The 15,033-nt window shown below is 51.2% G+C and carries 15 protein-coding genes; 9 read left to right on the top strand and 6 right to left on the bottom strand.

Annotated elements, in window-relative coordinates; genetic code table 11:
- Positions 1–31 precede the first annotated feature (31 nt).
- The 4 genes from DW350_RS06475 (at position 32) to DW350_RS06460 (ending at position 5,397) form a co-directional block, all read left to right on the top strand.
- Complete coding sequence (locus tag DW350_RS06475) at positions 32–544, top strand: DUF6942 family protein (protein ID WP_115718094.1); 513 nt, start codon at positions 32–34, stop codon at positions 542–544.
- A 129-nt stretch (positions 545–673) separates the two neighbouring features.
- Positions 674–2,596, top strand: coding sequence for a PrkA family serine protein kinase (locus tag DW350_RS06470; protein WP_115718093.1), 1,923 nt, complete (start codon positions 674–676; stop codon positions 2,594–2,596).
- A 9-nt stretch (positions 2,597–2,605) separates the two neighbouring features.
- Positions 2,606–3,874 carry a YeaH/YhbH family protein gene (locus DW350_RS06465; protein ID WP_115718092.1) on the top strand — a complete coding sequence of 423 codons (1,269 nt, stop codon included), beginning with the start codon at positions 2,606–2,608 and terminating at the stop codon, positions 3,872–3,874.
- Positions 3,875–3,882: 8 nt separating this feature from the next.
- Positions 3,883–5,397, top strand: a complete 1,515-nt coding sequence (locus DW350_RS06460) for a SpoVR family protein (protein ID WP_115718091.1) — start codon at positions 3,883–3,885, stop codon at positions 5,395–5,397.
- Between the two features lie 17 nt (positions 5,398–5,414).
- Here DW350_RS06460 and fadR read toward each other — a convergent pair whose 3' ends face one another.
- Positions 5,415–6,125 carry a fatty acid metabolism transcriptional regulator FadR gene (fadR, locus tag DW350_RS06455; RefSeq protein ID WP_115718090.1) on the bottom strand — a complete coding sequence of 237 codons (711 nt, stop codon included), beginning with the start codon at positions 6,123–6,125 and terminating at the stop codon, positions 5,415–5,417.
- Between the two features lie 188 nt (positions 6,126–6,313).
- On the opposite strand from fadR, the gene nhaB reads away from it, so the two are divergent.
- Complete coding sequence (gene nhaB, locus DW350_RS06450) at positions 6,314–7,903, top strand: sodium/proton antiporter NhaB (RefSeq protein ID WP_115718089.1); 1,590 nt, start codon at positions 6,314–6,316, stop codon at positions 7,901–7,903.
- Between the two features lie 86 nt (positions 7,904–7,989).
- Entirely contained in the window at positions 7,990–8,487 is a 498-nt protein-coding gene (dsbB, locus tag DW350_RS06445) for a disulfide bond formation protein DsbB (protein ID WP_115718088.1), read from the top strand.
- 45 nt (positions 8,488–8,532) lie between these two features.
- Here dsbB and DW350_RS06440 read toward each other — a convergent pair whose 3' ends face one another.
- From DW350_RS06440 to DW350_RS06430, 3 genes are read right to left on the bottom strand one after another with little or no spacing between them, the layout of a single operon-like run.
- A complete protein-coding gene (locus DW350_RS06440) occupies positions 8,533–8,985 on the bottom strand; it encodes a YcgN family cysteine cluster protein (protein ID WP_115718087.1) in 453 nt (150 codons plus the stop codon).
- Positions 8,982–9,953, bottom strand: a complete 972-nt coding sequence (locus tag DW350_RS06435; protein WP_115718086.1) for a lytic murein transglycosylase — start codon at positions 9,951–9,953, stop codon at positions 8,982–8,984. The genes DW350_RS06440 and DW350_RS06435 overlap by 4 nt, the downstream gene beginning before the upstream one ends.
- On the bottom strand, positions 9,950–10,225 hold the full coding sequence (locus DW350_RS06430) for a YcgL domain-containing protein (RefSeq protein ID WP_115718085.1): 276 nt from the start codon (positions 10,223–10,225) through the stop codon (positions 9,950–9,952). Before DW350_RS06430 ends, DW350_RS06435 begins: the two co-directional genes overlap by 4 nt.
- Before the next feature lie 82 nt (positions 10,226–10,307).
- Here DW350_RS06430 and minC point away from each other — a divergent pair, with 82 nt between their 5' ends.
- The 3 genes from minC to minE are packed head-to-tail and all read left to right on the top strand — an operon-like array spanning position 10,308 to position 12,079.
- Positions 10,308–10,985 (top strand): septum site-determining protein MinC, encoded by a 678-nt coding sequence (gene minC / locus DW350_RS06425; RefSeq protein ID WP_115718084.1) that lies wholly within the window; start codon positions 10,308–10,310, stop codon positions 10,983–10,985.
- A gap of 17 nt (positions 10,986–11,002) precedes the next feature.
- On the top strand, positions 11,003–11,812 hold the full coding sequence (gene minD, locus DW350_RS06420; protein WP_115718083.1) for a septum site-determining protein MinD: 810 nt from the start codon (positions 11,003–11,005) through the stop codon (positions 11,810–11,812).
- Positions 11,813–11,815: 3 nt separating this feature from the next.
- Positions 11,816–12,079, top strand: a complete 264-nt coding sequence (gene minE, locus DW350_RS06415; RefSeq protein ID WP_115718082.1) for a cell division topological specificity factor MinE — start codon at positions 11,816–11,818, stop codon at positions 12,077–12,079.
- A 45-nt stretch (positions 12,080–12,124) separates the two neighbouring features.
- Here the strand turns inward: minE and rnd are convergent, their stop codons facing one another.
- Together rnd and fadD are read right to left on the bottom strand one after the other, a co-directional pair.
- Complete coding sequence (gene rnd / locus DW350_RS06410) at positions 12,125–13,219, bottom strand: ribonuclease D (RefSeq protein ID WP_152032944.1); 1,095 nt, start codon at positions 13,217–13,219, stop codon at positions 12,125–12,127.
- Positions 13,220–13,276: 57 nt separating this feature from the next.
- On the bottom strand, positions 13,277–14,962 hold the full coding sequence (gene fadD, locus DW350_RS06405) for a long-chain-fatty-acid--CoA ligase FadD (RefSeq protein ID WP_115718080.1): 1,686 nt from the start codon (positions 14,960–14,962) through the stop codon (positions 13,277–13,279).
- Positions 14,963–15,033: the final 71 nt, after the last annotated feature.

Raw genomic sequence — 15,033 nt, 5'->3', positions numbered from 1 at the left:
CTCTTCGGAGGGCTTTTTTGTGAGATAAATCATGCAGAAAGTGGGTTTAGGCGGCACCTCGCCGCGCTTTTGTGTCTTCATTGCCAACCGCCCGCCGCTAGATGAATATCAGCACGATATTTACCGGCCCATGCGCCCGGGAGAAATTGCCGACATCGCCCGGCAAACCGGTAACCATTGGCGGAAAATTTTTAATGTTTACGCCAAGCTGGCTTACCTGCTCGATAACGACCATTGCCGCAGTTGGCAGCAGTTAAGGGACGAAAAGCTATTACAGGAAGGGTCTCATTACGCTTTGCTGTTTAATGCCCCAGACCTTAAAAACCGATCGCCACAATCGCTTATCTTGGGCAAGGGCTACGCCGATAACCTGGGCTTAACAGCCGAGTCTGGGGGGCCGCTTGATTGGGATATGCCGGGCTTTGCACTGGACGCCAGGGCCGATTTCATCGTCTGTCCGTACTTCGACTACCGCCAGCTGTCGAACATCAAACTGCTATACCTCAAAGACTTAATTGCCCGCAATCAAATGCTCAAAAAGTGATCTAGGCGTAAAAATTTAACTTAATTTTCCGTGCTTTAAAGTCAAGCAAATACAAAAACCCCGACTACGCTTATAAAGGAATAGAGGGCCAAGAATGACCTTCATCATCAAGCTGATTCAGGGGGCGCTATGAGCATTATTGAGCATTATCGTCAGCGTTATGAGGAAGCGCGCGAGGAAGAATATTCTTTGGAAGAATTCCTCGATATCTGTAAGCAAGACAAAATGGCCTACGCCACCGCTGCCGAGCGGTTGCTGGCCGCCATTGGCGAACCGGAAATGGTCGACACCGCCCAGCATCCACGCCTATCCCGCATTTTCTCCAACCGGGTAGTTGCCCGTTATCCGGCTTTCGCCGAATTTTACGGCATGGAAGAAGCCATAGAACAAATCGTGGCGTACCTTAAACACGCCGCGCAGGGCCTGGAAGAACGTAAGCAAATTCTCTACCTGCTGGGCCCGGTGGGGGGCGGTAAGTCGTCACTGGCCGAGAAATTAAAGTACCTAATGCAAAAAGAGCCTATCTACATGATCAAGGGCTCGCCGGTACAAGATCACCCCTTATGCCTTTTTGACCCAGCCGAAGACGCCAAACTACTGGAAGACGAATACGGTATTCCGCGCCGCGCCACTGAAGTCATCATGTCGCCTTGGGCGGTCAAGCGCCTGAAAGAATTTGGCGGCGACATTGGCAAGTTTCGGGTGGTAAAAGCCTACCCGTCAATTCTTAACCAGTTGGCTATTGCCAAAACCGAACCCGGCGATGAAAACAACCAGGACATCTCGAGCCTAGTGGGCAAAGTGGACATTCGTATGCTGGAAGAATTCTCCCAGAACGATGCCGACGCGTATTCCTACTCGGGCGCATTGTGCCGCGCTAACCAGGGGTTGATGGAATTTGTCGAGATGTTCAAAGCGCCAATTAAGGTGCTGCATCCACTGCTGACCGCAACACAGGAAGGTAACTACAACGGCACCGAAAGCTTGTCGGCCCTGCCCTATCAAGGGGTGATTTTGGCGCACTCTAACGAGTCAGAATGGCAAGCGTTTCGTAATAACCGCAACAACGAAGCCTTCCTTGACCGGGTGTACATCGTCAAGGTGCCTTATTGCCTGCGGGTGACCGAAGAAATCAAAATTTACGACAAACTGATTGAGCACTCCGAGCTGAGTGAAGCCCCTTGCGCCCCTGGCACCTTGGAAACCATGGCGCAATTTTCGGTGCTATCACGCTTAAAAGAGACCGAAAATTCAAGCCTTTACTCAAAAATGCGTGTCTATGACGGTGAAAGCCTGAAAGACACCGACCCGAAAGCGAAGAGCTACCAAGAATACCGCGACTACGCCGGGGTTGATGAAGGCATGGCCGGGCTCTCCACCCGTTTTTCCTTTAAAATTCTGTCCCGAGTGTTCAACTTTGACCACTCTGAAGTTGCGGCGAACCCAGTGCACCTGTTCTATGTGCTAGAGCAGCAAATTGAACGCGAGCAGTTCCCACAGGAAATTGCCGAACGCTATAAAGAGTTCTTAAAAGGCTACTTGATCCCCAAATACGTCGATTTTATCGGCAAAGAAATACAAACCGCCTATCTGGAGTCCTACAGCGAGTACGGCCAAAACATCTTTGACCGCTATGTCACTTACGCTGATTTTTGGATCCAGGACCAAGAGTATCGCGACCCGGAAACCGGCCAACTGTTTGACCGGGCGGCCCTTAACGCCGAACTTGAGAAAATCGAAAAACCGGCCGGTATTTCCAACCCCAAAGATTTTCGCAATGAAATCGTTAACTTCGTATTGCGGGCCCGCGCTAACCACAATGGTAAAAACCCGGGCTGGACCAGCTACGAAAAACTCAAAACCGTCATCGAGAAAAAAATGTTCTCCAACACCGAGGAGCTGTTACCGGTTATTTCCTTTAACGCCAAAACCTCTGCCGAAGAGCGCAAGAAACACGATGACTTTGTCGAAAGGATGATGGACAAGGGCTACACCCGCAAACAGGTCAGGTTGCTGTCGGACTGGTACCTGCGCGTTCGTAAATCCTCGTAAGGAGGGCCTATGTCCCATTTTATTGACAGACGGCAGAACGCCAAGGGTAAGAGCACCGTTAACCGCAACCGTTTTTTGAGGCGCTACAAGTCGCAAATCAAAAAAGCGGTATCCGATGCCATTACCAAGCGCTCGGTAGAGGACGTTAACTCAGGCGAATCTATCTCTATTCCGTCGCGGGATATTTCTGAGCCTATTTTTCACCAAGGCAAAGGGGGATTGCGTGAACGAGTGCACCCGGGTAACGACCAGTTCATCCCCGGTGACCGCATAGCCCGCCCCCCGGAAGGGGGCGCGGGTGGCGCCGGCCAAGGCGATGCATCCGACAGCGGTGAAGGCGAAGATGATTTTGTTTTTGAAATCTCCAAAGACGAATATCTGGATCTGTTATTTGAAGACTTAGAGCTGCCCAACTTAGAAAAAAGCCAACTGGCGCAACTGGTGGAATGGGAAAACCGCCGCGCCGGCTTTGTAAACCAAGGCATGCCGAGTCGCATTAACGTGGTGCGTTCCTTAAAACAAAGCCTGGCACGGCGGATGGCGATGACAGCAGGGCGAAAACGCCAGCTAAAAGCGTTGGAAGCCAAGCTGGTTGAGTTGGAACAAGACCCAACCGCCACCCAGGAAGCGTTAAAAAACCTGCGTGACGAAATAGCGGCCTTGCAGGCCGCCATTAAGAAGGTGCCCTTCATTGACACCTTTGATCTTAGGTACAACAACTTTGAGCGCGTAGCCATACCATCAAGCCGGGCAGTGATGTTCTGTTTGATGGACGTATCTGGCTCGATGGACCAAGCCACCAAAGACATGGCCAAACGCTTTTATATCCTGCTTTATTTGTTCTTAACCCGCACCTATAAGCACATTGACGTGGTTTATATCCGCCATCACACCCAGGCAAAAGAAGTGGATGAACATGAGTTTTTCTACAGCCAGGAAACCGGCGGCACCATCGTCAGCTCGGCCTTGAACATGATGGTGGAGATCATGAAAAAACGTTATCCACCTGACCAGTGGAACGTCTATGCCGCCCAGGCCTCAGACGGCGATAACTGGGCCGATGACAGCCCAACCTGCTCTAAGGTCTTGGCCGAGCAAATACTCCCTTATGTGCGCTACTACAGTTATATCGAGATCACCCACAGATCCCACCAGACCCTGTGGCGTGAATATGAAAGCCTGGCTCAGCAATACGGTAACTTTGCTATGCAGCATATCCAGGAAGTGGGCGATATCTACCCGGTATTCAGGGAGCTGTTTAGTAAGCAAGCCGCCTAGGAGGTTCCATGGCGAAAGAGCGTAAACCACTCAACGACGGACCGGATTGGACCTTTGACGATTTGGTGCGTTACGACCAGGCCATTGCTCGGGTTGCCGAGCATTATGGCTTGGATACTTATCCTAATCAGATGGAAGTTATCACGGCCGAACAGATGCTGGACGCCTACAGCTCGGTGGGCATGCCCATCGGTTATAACCACTGGTCTTTTGGCAAAAAGTTCATTCAATCTGAGCAATCATACCGCCGCGGTTTTATGGGCCTTGCCTATGAAATTGTTATTAATTCAGACCCTTGCATTGCCTATTTAATGGAAGAGAACAGCCTGCCAATGCAGGCACTGGTCATTGCCCACGCTTGCTATGGGCATAACTCTTTTTTCAAAAACAACTACCTGTTCCGCACTTGGACCGATGCCGAAAGCATCATCGACTACTTGGTGTTTGCCAAAAACTACATTCGCGAGTGTGAAGAGCGCCACGGTGCCCGGGAAGTGGAAACCTTGCTCGATGCCTGTCATGCCTTGATGAATTTTGGGGTAGACCGCTATAAAAGGCCTTCGGAAATCTCTTTAGCCGAAGAAAAGCGGCGCCAGGAAGAACGTGAAGCCTATTTGCAAAGCCAGGTAAACGAGCTTTGGCGCACCCTGCCGCAACCGAAAGAAGCCACGATTGAGGAGCCACGCTTTCCCGAAGAGCCACAAGAGAACTTACTGTATTTCATTGAAAAAAACGCGCCACTGCTGGAACCTTGGCAGCGCGAAATCGTGCGCATTGTTCGTAAAATTGCCCAATATTTTTACCCGCAACGGCAAACCCAGGTGATGAACGAAGGCTGGGCAACCTTCTGGCACTACACCTTACTCAACCATCTTTATGACGAAGGCAAACTGACCGATCGTTTCATGTTGGAAGTGCTGCATTCCCACACCAATGTGGTATTCCAACCTGAATACAACAGCCCGTATTACAGCGGTATTAATCCCTATGCCTTGGGTTTTGCCATGTTTAGAGACATTCGCCGTATCTGTGAAGCGCCCACCGATGAAGACAAGGCCTTTTTCCCGGATTTAGCGGGCTCTAACTGGCTAGAGGCAGTGCACTTTGCCATGCAGAACTTCAAGGATGAATCCTTTATTGGCCAGTATCTGTCACCCAAAGTCATGCGCGACTTACGGCTGTTCTCCATCCGTGATGACGATAATAAAAACTACCTGGACATTACCGCTATTCACAACGATGACGGTTACCGGGAAGTGCGCCAAACCTTATCGGCCCAATACAATTTGGCCAACAACGAACCCAACATTCAGGTGTATAAGGTCGATGTGCGGGGAGACAGGTCGCTCACGCTGCGTTACGTGCCACACAACCGTATTCCGCTACAGGAAAGCAATGCTCAAGAGGTACTCAAGCATCTTCACTACTTGTGGAAGTTTGATGTGCATATGGACGTGGAACACGCCAATGGCGAGATAGAGCGGCGGTTAACCTGCCCGGTACAGCTAAAAAAAGGCGCCTGATGGCGCCTTTTTCAATCTCAATCAACGATATCGGATGGGATCTCGTTACGCATGCTGACCCAAATGCGCCCCGAATCCAGGCCGTATTTACGCACCACCGGCAGAGCTTCTTCAAACTTGTGCTGCAGCGCCAATTCTCTTAGGGCGCTGTAGTACTTTTGTGCCAGTTCACGGGCCTTGGGGTTAGAAAAGTAAAACTTACCCACACGGCTGTAGAGGTTTTTAAAGCCGTTCAAAATCAGCACGTAAATAGGGTTACCGCTGATCCCGGCCATGGCATGGTGCAGTTTGTAATCAGCCAAAGCGAAATCGATAGGGTCGTCACCGGCTTCCATCGCTTCTTCCAGCACCTTCACCGCTTTATCAGGGGCGTGTTTCAGGGCGCTACGAATGAAGATGGCGCTGATGTTGGTTCGAGCAGACAACAGGTGGTCAACCAATTCCGGAAAGCGGTCTTGGTCCAGGCGCGCCAGGGTTTCCAGAATATTGAGGCCACTGGTTTCCCAGAAATTGTTAACCCGGGTTGGCTTGCCATGCTGAATGGTCAACCAGCCGTCACGAGCCAGGCGCTGCAGCACTTCACGCAAGGTGGTGCGGGTTACCCCTATCAATTCTGACAACTCGCGCTCCGCAGGCAATATTGAGCCTTGGGGGAATCGGTTGTTCCAGATAGACTCAATGATGTATTCCTCAGCAAATCCTGCTGGGCTTTGCGCTTTTATAATCATGCGGGTATGACAGCCTGTTGTCGTTATTCGAGATCGAAGCCCGATTCTAGCGGTGACGTTTTAAAAAATAAACTTTTGGCTGGATTTGCGACAAGAACCAAGCTGAGGTTGCAGCAAAGCGTGCAAATTGTTGCAACACTCATTTAAGATACTCAAAAAACTAAACATCCAGTAAACAGGGATATTTCATGTCGTCAACCTCTTCACTATCCAGGGCTTTTGCGTCGAACTTTCTCGGCCATTCCCCGGACTGGTACAAGCTGGCCATTCTTTGCTTCTTGGTGATTAACCCCATCATTTTTTCGGTTAACCCCTTTGTGGCCGGTTGGGTATTGATTGTTGAGTTTATCTTTACCTTGGCCATGGCACTGAAATGCTACCCCCTGCAACCAGGGGGCTTACTTGCCATTGAGGCGGTCGTCATAGGCATGACCAGCCCCGCCCATGTCAAAACCGAACTGCTCGCCAACCTTGAAGTGCTGCTACTGCTGATTTTTATGGTGGCAGGCATCCACTTTATGAAAGAACTGCTGCTGAGCATCTTCACCAAGTTACTGCTGAACTTGCGCTCAAAGATTGCGCTGTCGCTGGCTTTCTGCCTGGCGGCCGCATTCTTGTCGGCCTTTTTGGATGCTTTAACCGTGGTCGCGGTGATCATCGCCGTTGCTACCGGCTTTTATGCCATCTACCACAAGGTCGCTTCAGGCCGTGACCCTCACCACGAGGGCCATGACCACACATCCGATGAAGAAGTCAAAGAACTGACCCGGGAAGACTTAGACCTATTCCGTGCCTTTTTGCGTAACCTGATGATGCACGCCTCCGTCGGCACGGCGTTAGGCGGTGTCTGCACTATGGTGGGTGAACCGCAAAACCTTATTATTGCGGAGAACGCTGGCTGGCAATTTATCGAGTTTTTACTGCGCATGGCGCCAGTGACTCTGCCGGTATTGGTGTTTGGTTTGATTACCTGCTTTGTGGTGGAGAAATTTAACCTCTTTGGTTATGGCGCGCAGTTACCAGAAAGCGTTCGTAAAGTGCTGTTGGACCACTCTGACGCCCAGGATGCCAAACGCACCAACCGCGACACGGCTCGGCTTTGGATACAAGGCATGGTTGCAATTTGGCTGATTGTAGGCCTGGCATTCCATTTGGCCGCTGTTGGCCTTATTGGTTTAAGTGTGATTATTTTGACCACGGCCGCCTGTGGCATCACCGAAGAACATAAAATCGGTAAAGCTTTTGAGGAATCCCTGCCCTTTACCGCCTTGTTAGCCGTCTTTTTCACCGTTGTAGCGGTGATTATTGACCAGCAACTGTTTAAGCCGGTCATTGACTGGGTACTGACCTTTGAAGGCAAAAGCCAGTTGCTGATGTTCTACGTGGCAAACGGCTTGCTATCGATGGTGTCGGATAACGTCTTTGTCGGCACCGTCTATATCAACGAGGTACATGCGGCGCTTAACAACGGCACCATTACCCGTGACCAGTTCGATTTACTGGCAGTAGCCATTAATACCGGTACTAACCTGCCGTCGGTTGCCACCCCTAATGGTCAAGCCGCCTTTTTGTTTCTGTTGACCTCAGCACTGTCACCGCTGCTGCGTTTGTCTTACGGGCGAATGGTATGGATGGCATTGCCCTACACCATCGTCTTAACCATTGTTGGCATGGCAACGGTGTTCTTCTTTCTGCCGGAGATGACCCATTGGCTGTACTCGCTGGATTTGATTAGCCATCACCAGCCGGGCAGCACTGACGTTCCTTCCGGTCACTGACACAAAGAGACATAATAAAAGCCGTGCCAAGGCACGGCTTTTTCTGTTTAATAGCTATCCATTATCGCCAAGAATTAGAGTGGTTTATGTTTTCTAAGCTCGCCTCACATCGTTCAGCCTGGCTACTCCTTGCCGCCAGCGCCCTTATTCTGGAAATGATTGCCCTGTTCTTTCAGTACGGTATGCGCTTAGAGCCTTGTGTGATGTGTGTTTACCAGCGAGTGGCGGTGCTAGGCATATTGGCCGCAGGGATAATAGGTGCTATTGCACCCGGCACTTTTATTATGCGCGGGTTAGGTATTGTTGCCTGGGTTGTCAGTGCCGGTTGGGGGGCCAAAATCTCCTACCAGCACGTGCAATTACAGATTAACCCCTCACCTTTTGCGCAGTGCTCTTATTCACCTGATTTTCCCAGCTGGTTTCAGGTAGATAAATGGTTCCCAGCGGTTTTTGAAGTGCGCGGCGACTGTACCGACAGCGTTTGGCATTTTCTCAGTTTGTCCATGCCACAGTGGATGCTGATCATTTTTGCCGCTTATTTACTGGTCGCTTTAGCGGTGGTTGTTGGCCAGTTGCGTAAATAACATAAAGCCCTCACCTATAAAAAAGCCCCGCAATGCGGGGCTTTTTTATTCCACCTCATCAAGAGGCCAAATCACGATAAAATCGGCAGGATCCAAGTCAAACCCTTCAGACACCGCCTTATGGCGCACCGACATTCCTGCGGCATGCATCTTGTGCTTTTTGCCATCGTTTAGCAGTGGGTGCCAACTCGGCAGGCCTTTACCTTCAGATAAGCGGCGGTAGGCACAGCTAGGAGGCAGCCACTGGAACGTGTCGAGGTTATCGGCGTCCAGCTGCAAACAGTCATCCACTTTGGCAAAGCGATTGGCGTAGTCACTACAACCGCCACTGCGAAGGTCGAGCAGCTGGCAAGCAACCGCCGTGTGATAGACCTCATCGGTATCTTCATCCTGCAGTTTGTGCAAGCAGCACTTACCACAACCGTCGCAAAGGGATTCCCATTCGCTACGGGTCATCTGTTTAAGGGACTTTTGTTCCCAGAAGGCATTTATTGTCATTGGGTTACTGGCGGCCACACAATACGGTCAGCCAACAGACTCACGCCCGTGGCAAAATAATCGGAACGGTTCCAACGCTTTAGCACCTGGTAGTTGTTATAAACCAGGTAAACACGCCCACTGGGGCCATCAACGGCTTTAAGCTGCGCTTTCATATTGGCATGGGGTAAAGGCTTGCCGTCATAACGCACCACTCCCAGCTTGGCCCAGTCGTCTAAGGAACGAATATCGTTTTTCAAAGACCAGTCAAAATCTGCTGGCACTTTGACTTGTCGGCCCCAGGTTTGGTCATCATTCCAGCCCGCCTTGGCCAGGTAATTGGCAATGGAGGCAAAAACGTCGGCAGTATCGCGCCAAATGTCTTTCTTGCCATCGCCGTCGCCATCAACAGCCAAGGCTAAGTACGAGCTTGGCATAAACTGTGTTTGCCCCATAGCGCCGGCCCAAGAGCCTTTAAATTCGCTCAGTGAGATTTGCCCTTGCTGCAAAATTTTTAAGGCAGAAAACAGCTCGCCTTTGAAAAAGTCCTCGCGGCGTCCTTCAAACGCCATCGAGGTTAAGGCCGAAATAACCGGGTAATTGCCCTGCACTCGGCCAAAGCTAGATTCTTTGGCCCATAGCGCCACGATGTATTGCGGTTTAACCCCATACTTTTTGGCAATTTTATCCAGTTCTTGCTTGTGCTCTTGATACTGAATTCGGGCCTGCTTGACCTTCCAGCCCGGTAAGGTGCGATGCAAGTACCCTTCCAGGGTCAACTTGCTTTCTGGTTGGCTCCTGTCCGCCTGCACCGCACGGTGCAAATATTTAACGTCGGTAAAAGCATGGTTAACCACATCGGGCTTGATACCCTCATTAATGGCCTCTGCTTTTAGCTTCTCCACGTATACGGAAAAGGCCTTGGGCGTCTGTGCCTGCACGGCAGCAGGCAACGCCAACATCAGCGCCGCAACCAGGGCATTTTTCATGAATCCCCCTGTGAGGCTCTGAAGGTTTTTAATAAATCTTCCTGAGGCGGTGGCAATTGCAAATAAAACCCCTTTTCTTCCAGATGCGCTTTCATTTGGTCAGCCGTCATGCGGGCTAACTTTCGCTCGGAGTTCAACAGTAATTGCGTGACAAAAACCGGAGCACCGAACATCTCCAACAATTCTGCCGGAACCTGGCTGAAGTCACCCTTACCTGGAACATAAAGATAGGTGTCTACTTTTTTTGCACTTTTGTAAACGGCGCACAACATAAATGGTCATCGTCTTGCCTGGCGTGGGCCCTCACTATACCATGGCCGCTATGGACCAAGCACCCGCGAGCCCGGACGCTTCATGTCATTGTTGTTCAAAGGCACTTCATTTACGTTATCGGTATTGGCATTAGCAGATGCCGATATTGACGACTTTGCAGAAAAGTTAGCTGACAAAGTCACCCAGGCGCCCGGATTTTTTCAAGGCGCCCCCTTGGTTGTGGATTTGGGCGCCTTAACCCAAGAGCCCAACTTAGACAGCTTGCATCAAGCCATTACCGCACAAGGAATGGTGCCAGTAGGTCTCATCCATTGCCCGGATACGCTAAAATCGAAAGCGCGAGCGGCAGGCTGGGCATTGATGCAACCAGGGCGGCAGCCAACACCGGCCAAACCACAACCCCAGGCAGAGGCACCGAAAGCGGCGCCTTATCTGGCAGCGCAGGTTCATCAGGGTCAGGTACGCTCAGGTCAACAGCTTTATGCCAAGGACAGGGATCTGGTCATCCTCGGTACTGTTGGTGCTGGCGCGGAAGTTATCGCTGATGGTTGTATCCATATTTATGGCAACTTGCGCGGACGTGCCATTGCCGGGGCAGCGGGCGACACCCAGGCTCGGGTTTTTTGTAGAAAACTGGAAGCCGAATTGGTGTCTATCGCCGGAACCTACTGGTTGAGCGACGATTTGCAAGGCGGCCAGTGGCAACAAGCTACACAGATTTGGTTAGAAGAAGAAAAACTGGCCCTAGGCCCACTTTAGGAATTCAAGAGGAACTTATGGCGCGCATAATCGTTGTGACGTCAGGCAAGGGTGGCGTGGGTAAAACCACCTCCAGTGCCGCGATTGGAACAGGCCTGGCGATGGCCGGCAAAAAAACCGTAATTGTCGACTTTGATGTGGGTCTGCGTAACCTTGACCTCATCATGGGCTGCGAACGCCGGGTGGTTTATGACTTCGTTAACGTGATCAACGGCGAAGCCAACCTTAACCAAGCCCTTATCAAAGATAAGCGCGTCGACAAGCTGCACATTCTGCCCGCATCGCAAACCCGCGATAAAGAGTCGTTGACCAAAGAAGGTGTAGAAAAGGTGCTGGAAGAGTTGGCCAAGGATTTTGACTACATCCTCTGCGACTCCCCCGCTGGCATCGAAACCGGGGCCATGATGGCGCTTTATTTTGCTGATGAAGCCATTGTGACCACTAACCCGGAAGTGTCTTCAGTACGCGATTCAGACCGCATTCTCGGTATTTTGGCGTCCAAGTCTCGCCGCGCCGAGCAAAAGCAAGAGCCGATTAAAGAACACTTGCTGCTTACCCGCTATAACCCGGGCCGGGTCAATAATGGCGACATGCTAAGCGTTGAAGACGTGCAAGAGATCCTTGCCATTCCGCTATTGGGTGTCATTCCTGAGTCACAAGCCGTACTTAGAGCCTCTAATGCCGGTGAACCGGTTATTTTAGACGGCGACAGTGATGCCGGGCAGGCCTATCTCGATACCGTTGCACGCTTACTGGGTGAAGATCGCGATATGCGCTTTACCACTGAAGAGAAAAAAGGCCTGTTGAAACGGATCTTCGGAGGTTAAGGCATGTCCTTTCTGGATTATTTTCGTGCCAACAAGAAAAAATCAGCCAGCCTTGCCAAAGAGCGCTTGCAGATCATTGTTGCTCACGAACGTACCAAACGAAGTGGCCCCGATTATTTGCAGGACTTAGAGCGCGACATACTGGCCGTCATTATGAAGTATGTACAGATAAGCCCTGAACAGGTATCGGTGGCCCTGGAGCATCGTGACGATGAATTGTCGGTGCTGGAGCTCAACATTACCCTGCCGGACGACGTGCAGCGTTAATCTTGGCTTTAAGCCCAGCAAAAAAGGCCCCTTCGGGGCCTTTTTTTATTTCAGTTCACCGAGCAGTTCCTGGCGCCAGCCGGTTTCCAGCACCGGCTTAGAAACCTGCTCGCGCAGGGCGTCATCTAGGCGGTGATGGTAGCTATACCATTCATTAATCAGCTTCTTAGAGCCGATAAAAGCGTCGGGAAGGCCGCTTTTTTCCGCCGCTTTAGCGACCTGTTCTTTGATTTGGGAAAAGTGGTCTTTATAACCGGGGATATCAATAAGGCGGGTAATGGGCGCCGGCCAGCTTTGTTCGGGCTCACTCATGCCCTGCTCTACCAAACGCAGCAACGCTTGACTGTGATGGCGCCACTCCATCGGGGCAACCAAGGCTTTTATTTCATGGGCCCGCTGCGGCAGCTGCTTGGCAATGGCCCATAGGTTTTCCTCACGCACCACAAAGTTGAGCGCCAAGTCGCGGCGGCGCGCTTCCTCAAGCCGCCAGGCGGCTAATTCGCGCAGCACGGCCAAACTTTGCGGTTTAAGCTGCCAGGCATTTTTAATATCAAGGTAAGCCAGCTGCGGCTCGGCTCCTTGGGCACGGGCCATCACTTGCCGATCACACTCTTCTTGCAGCCAAGCCCGGCGGCCCAAGCGCTCAAGCTCAGCGGATAAACGCGCATAAAGCTCTGGCAAATACACAACATCGTTCACGCAATAGGCCAATTGGGCGTCGGTAAGCGGTCTTTTCAGCCAGTCGGTACGTGACTGGCCTTTATCGAGGGTGACACCAAATTGTTTTTCAACCAAAGCGGCATAGCCAAGGGACATGCCCATGTTGCAAAAAGTGGCAGCAACCTGGGTATCAAAAAGCGGCAGCAAGGGTTTTGGCAGTACATCCAGGTCTTCACCACAGGCATGCAGCACTTTCGTTTGCGGCCCACTCAGGCGCTGCCAAAGTGGTGACAGGTCAGCAATGGCCACCGGATCTACCAGGAAAATATCCTTGTCTGTGGTGAGCTGCACCAACGCCAATTGCGGGTAAAAGGTGCGCACCCGCATAAATTCGGTATCAAGACAAAGCGGGGCATCGTGGCTCAGGCTGTTAACACAATCCTTAAGGGCAGCCGACGTGGTGATCATCTGATATTGCAACTAAAACTCCTTAAACTAAAACGCCGGCGAGAGCGCCGGCGTTTTTACCAAAGCAGCTTAACTGGCTGCTTTTTTTGTTTCTTCATCCCGCAATGCTCGTCGCAGAATTTTGCCAACATTGGTTTTGGGCAACTCGTCCCTAAATTCGACCTTTTTCGGGATCTTGTAACCGGTCAAATGCTTACGGCTGTGCTGGATCAATTCTTCCGCGGTAACACTATTGTCTTTAGCCACCACGAAAATTTTCACCACTTCGCCAGAATGTTCATCCGGCACCCCAACCGCCGCCACTTCCACCACTTTCGGATGCATAGCGACCACTTCTTCAATCTCGTTGGGGAAAACGTTAAAGCCGGAAACAAGGATCATATCTTTTTTGCGATCCACAATCCGGAATAAACCGTCTTCGTCCACGGTAGCAATATCACCGGTGCCAAACCAGCCGTCTTTCATGCAATCGGCGGTGGCTTCAGGACGATTCCAATACCCAGCCATAACCTGTGGGCCTTTTACCCACATTTCACCAGGCTTACTCATGTCGGTGATCAGCTCACCGCTTTCAGCATCGCGAAGTTCAATATCGGTACTGGGGGCCGGTGCACCTATGGTACCAGTGAAACCTGGGGTGTTGTAATAATTCACGCACACCAATGGCGCGCACTCGGTCAGGCCGTAGCCTTCCAACATTGGGTGGCCAGTCATCTTTTGCCAGCGCTCAGCCACCGGCCGCTGCAACGCCATACCGCCACCGAGCGCCAACTTAAGCTTGCTAAAATCAAGCTTGGCGAAGCCTTCGTTGTGCATCAGGGCATTGAACAGGGTGTTAACGGCAGTGATGGCAGTAAAGGGATATTTACTGAGTTCTTTAATAAAGCCCGGAATGTCTCGTGGATTGGTTATCAATAAATTGCGGGCACCAAACTTCATAAACAGCAGGCAGTTCGCGGTAAGGGCAAAGATATGATAGAGCGGCAATGCGGTCACAATCAGCTCTTGGCCGGTTTTGAGCAGCGGCCCAAACATGGCCGTCGCCTGCTCGAGGTTGGCGACCATATTGCGGTGAGTCAGCATCGCGCCTTTTGACACCCCGGTGGTGCCGCCGGTGTATTGCAAGAAAGCCAAGTCATCACCGGCCACATCCGGGCGCTTGTATTCAAGCTGTGCACCCTCTGCCATCACTTTTCGAAAGCTAATGGCATGAGGCAAACCGTACTTGGGCACCATTTTTTTAATGTACTTAACCACCAAGTTAACCAAGGTGCGTTTGGGCTGGCCAAGCATATCCCCAAGCTTGGTCAGAATAATGTGTTTAACCGGGGTATGGGCCACCACCTTTTCTAAGGTATGCGCAAAGTTAGTAACAATAACAATGGCTTCGGCACCGGCATCATTTAGCTGGTGTTCAAGCTCTCTGGGCGTATAGAGAGGGTTAACATTTACCACTACCATCCCGGCCCGCAGCACACCAAATAAGGCGATGGGATACTGCAGCAGGTTGGGCATCATCAGGGCCACACGCGCCCCTTTCGCCAGCTTCAACTCTTGCTGCAGGTAGGCGGCAAAATCACGGCTTTTGCGGTCAAGCTCGTTGTAGGTGATCTCTTGGCCCATGTTAACGAAAGCACTTTGCTCACCGTAGTTTTGGCAGGCTTCTTCTAGGACGTTTAACAACGAAGGATAGTGGTCCGGATCAATCTCAGCGGGTACATCAGACGGATAGCTTTTCAGCCAAATTTTTTCCACGAAGAATCTCCTTCCGGTTTCCATCCCGGTATTAACTATTGTTTTTATACGTAAAAGCCGTTCGGCTTCGC

It is taken from the genome of Gallaecimonas mangrovi, assembly GCF_003367375.1.
In the GTDB taxonomy this organism is placed as follows: domain Bacteria; phylum Pseudomonadota; class Gammaproteobacteria; order Enterobacterales; family Gallaecimonadaceae; genus Gallaecimonas; species Gallaecimonas mangrovi.
The sequence above is the reverse complement of the archived record's forward strand: the minus strand, read 5'-3'. Positions and strand labels throughout refer to the sequence as shown.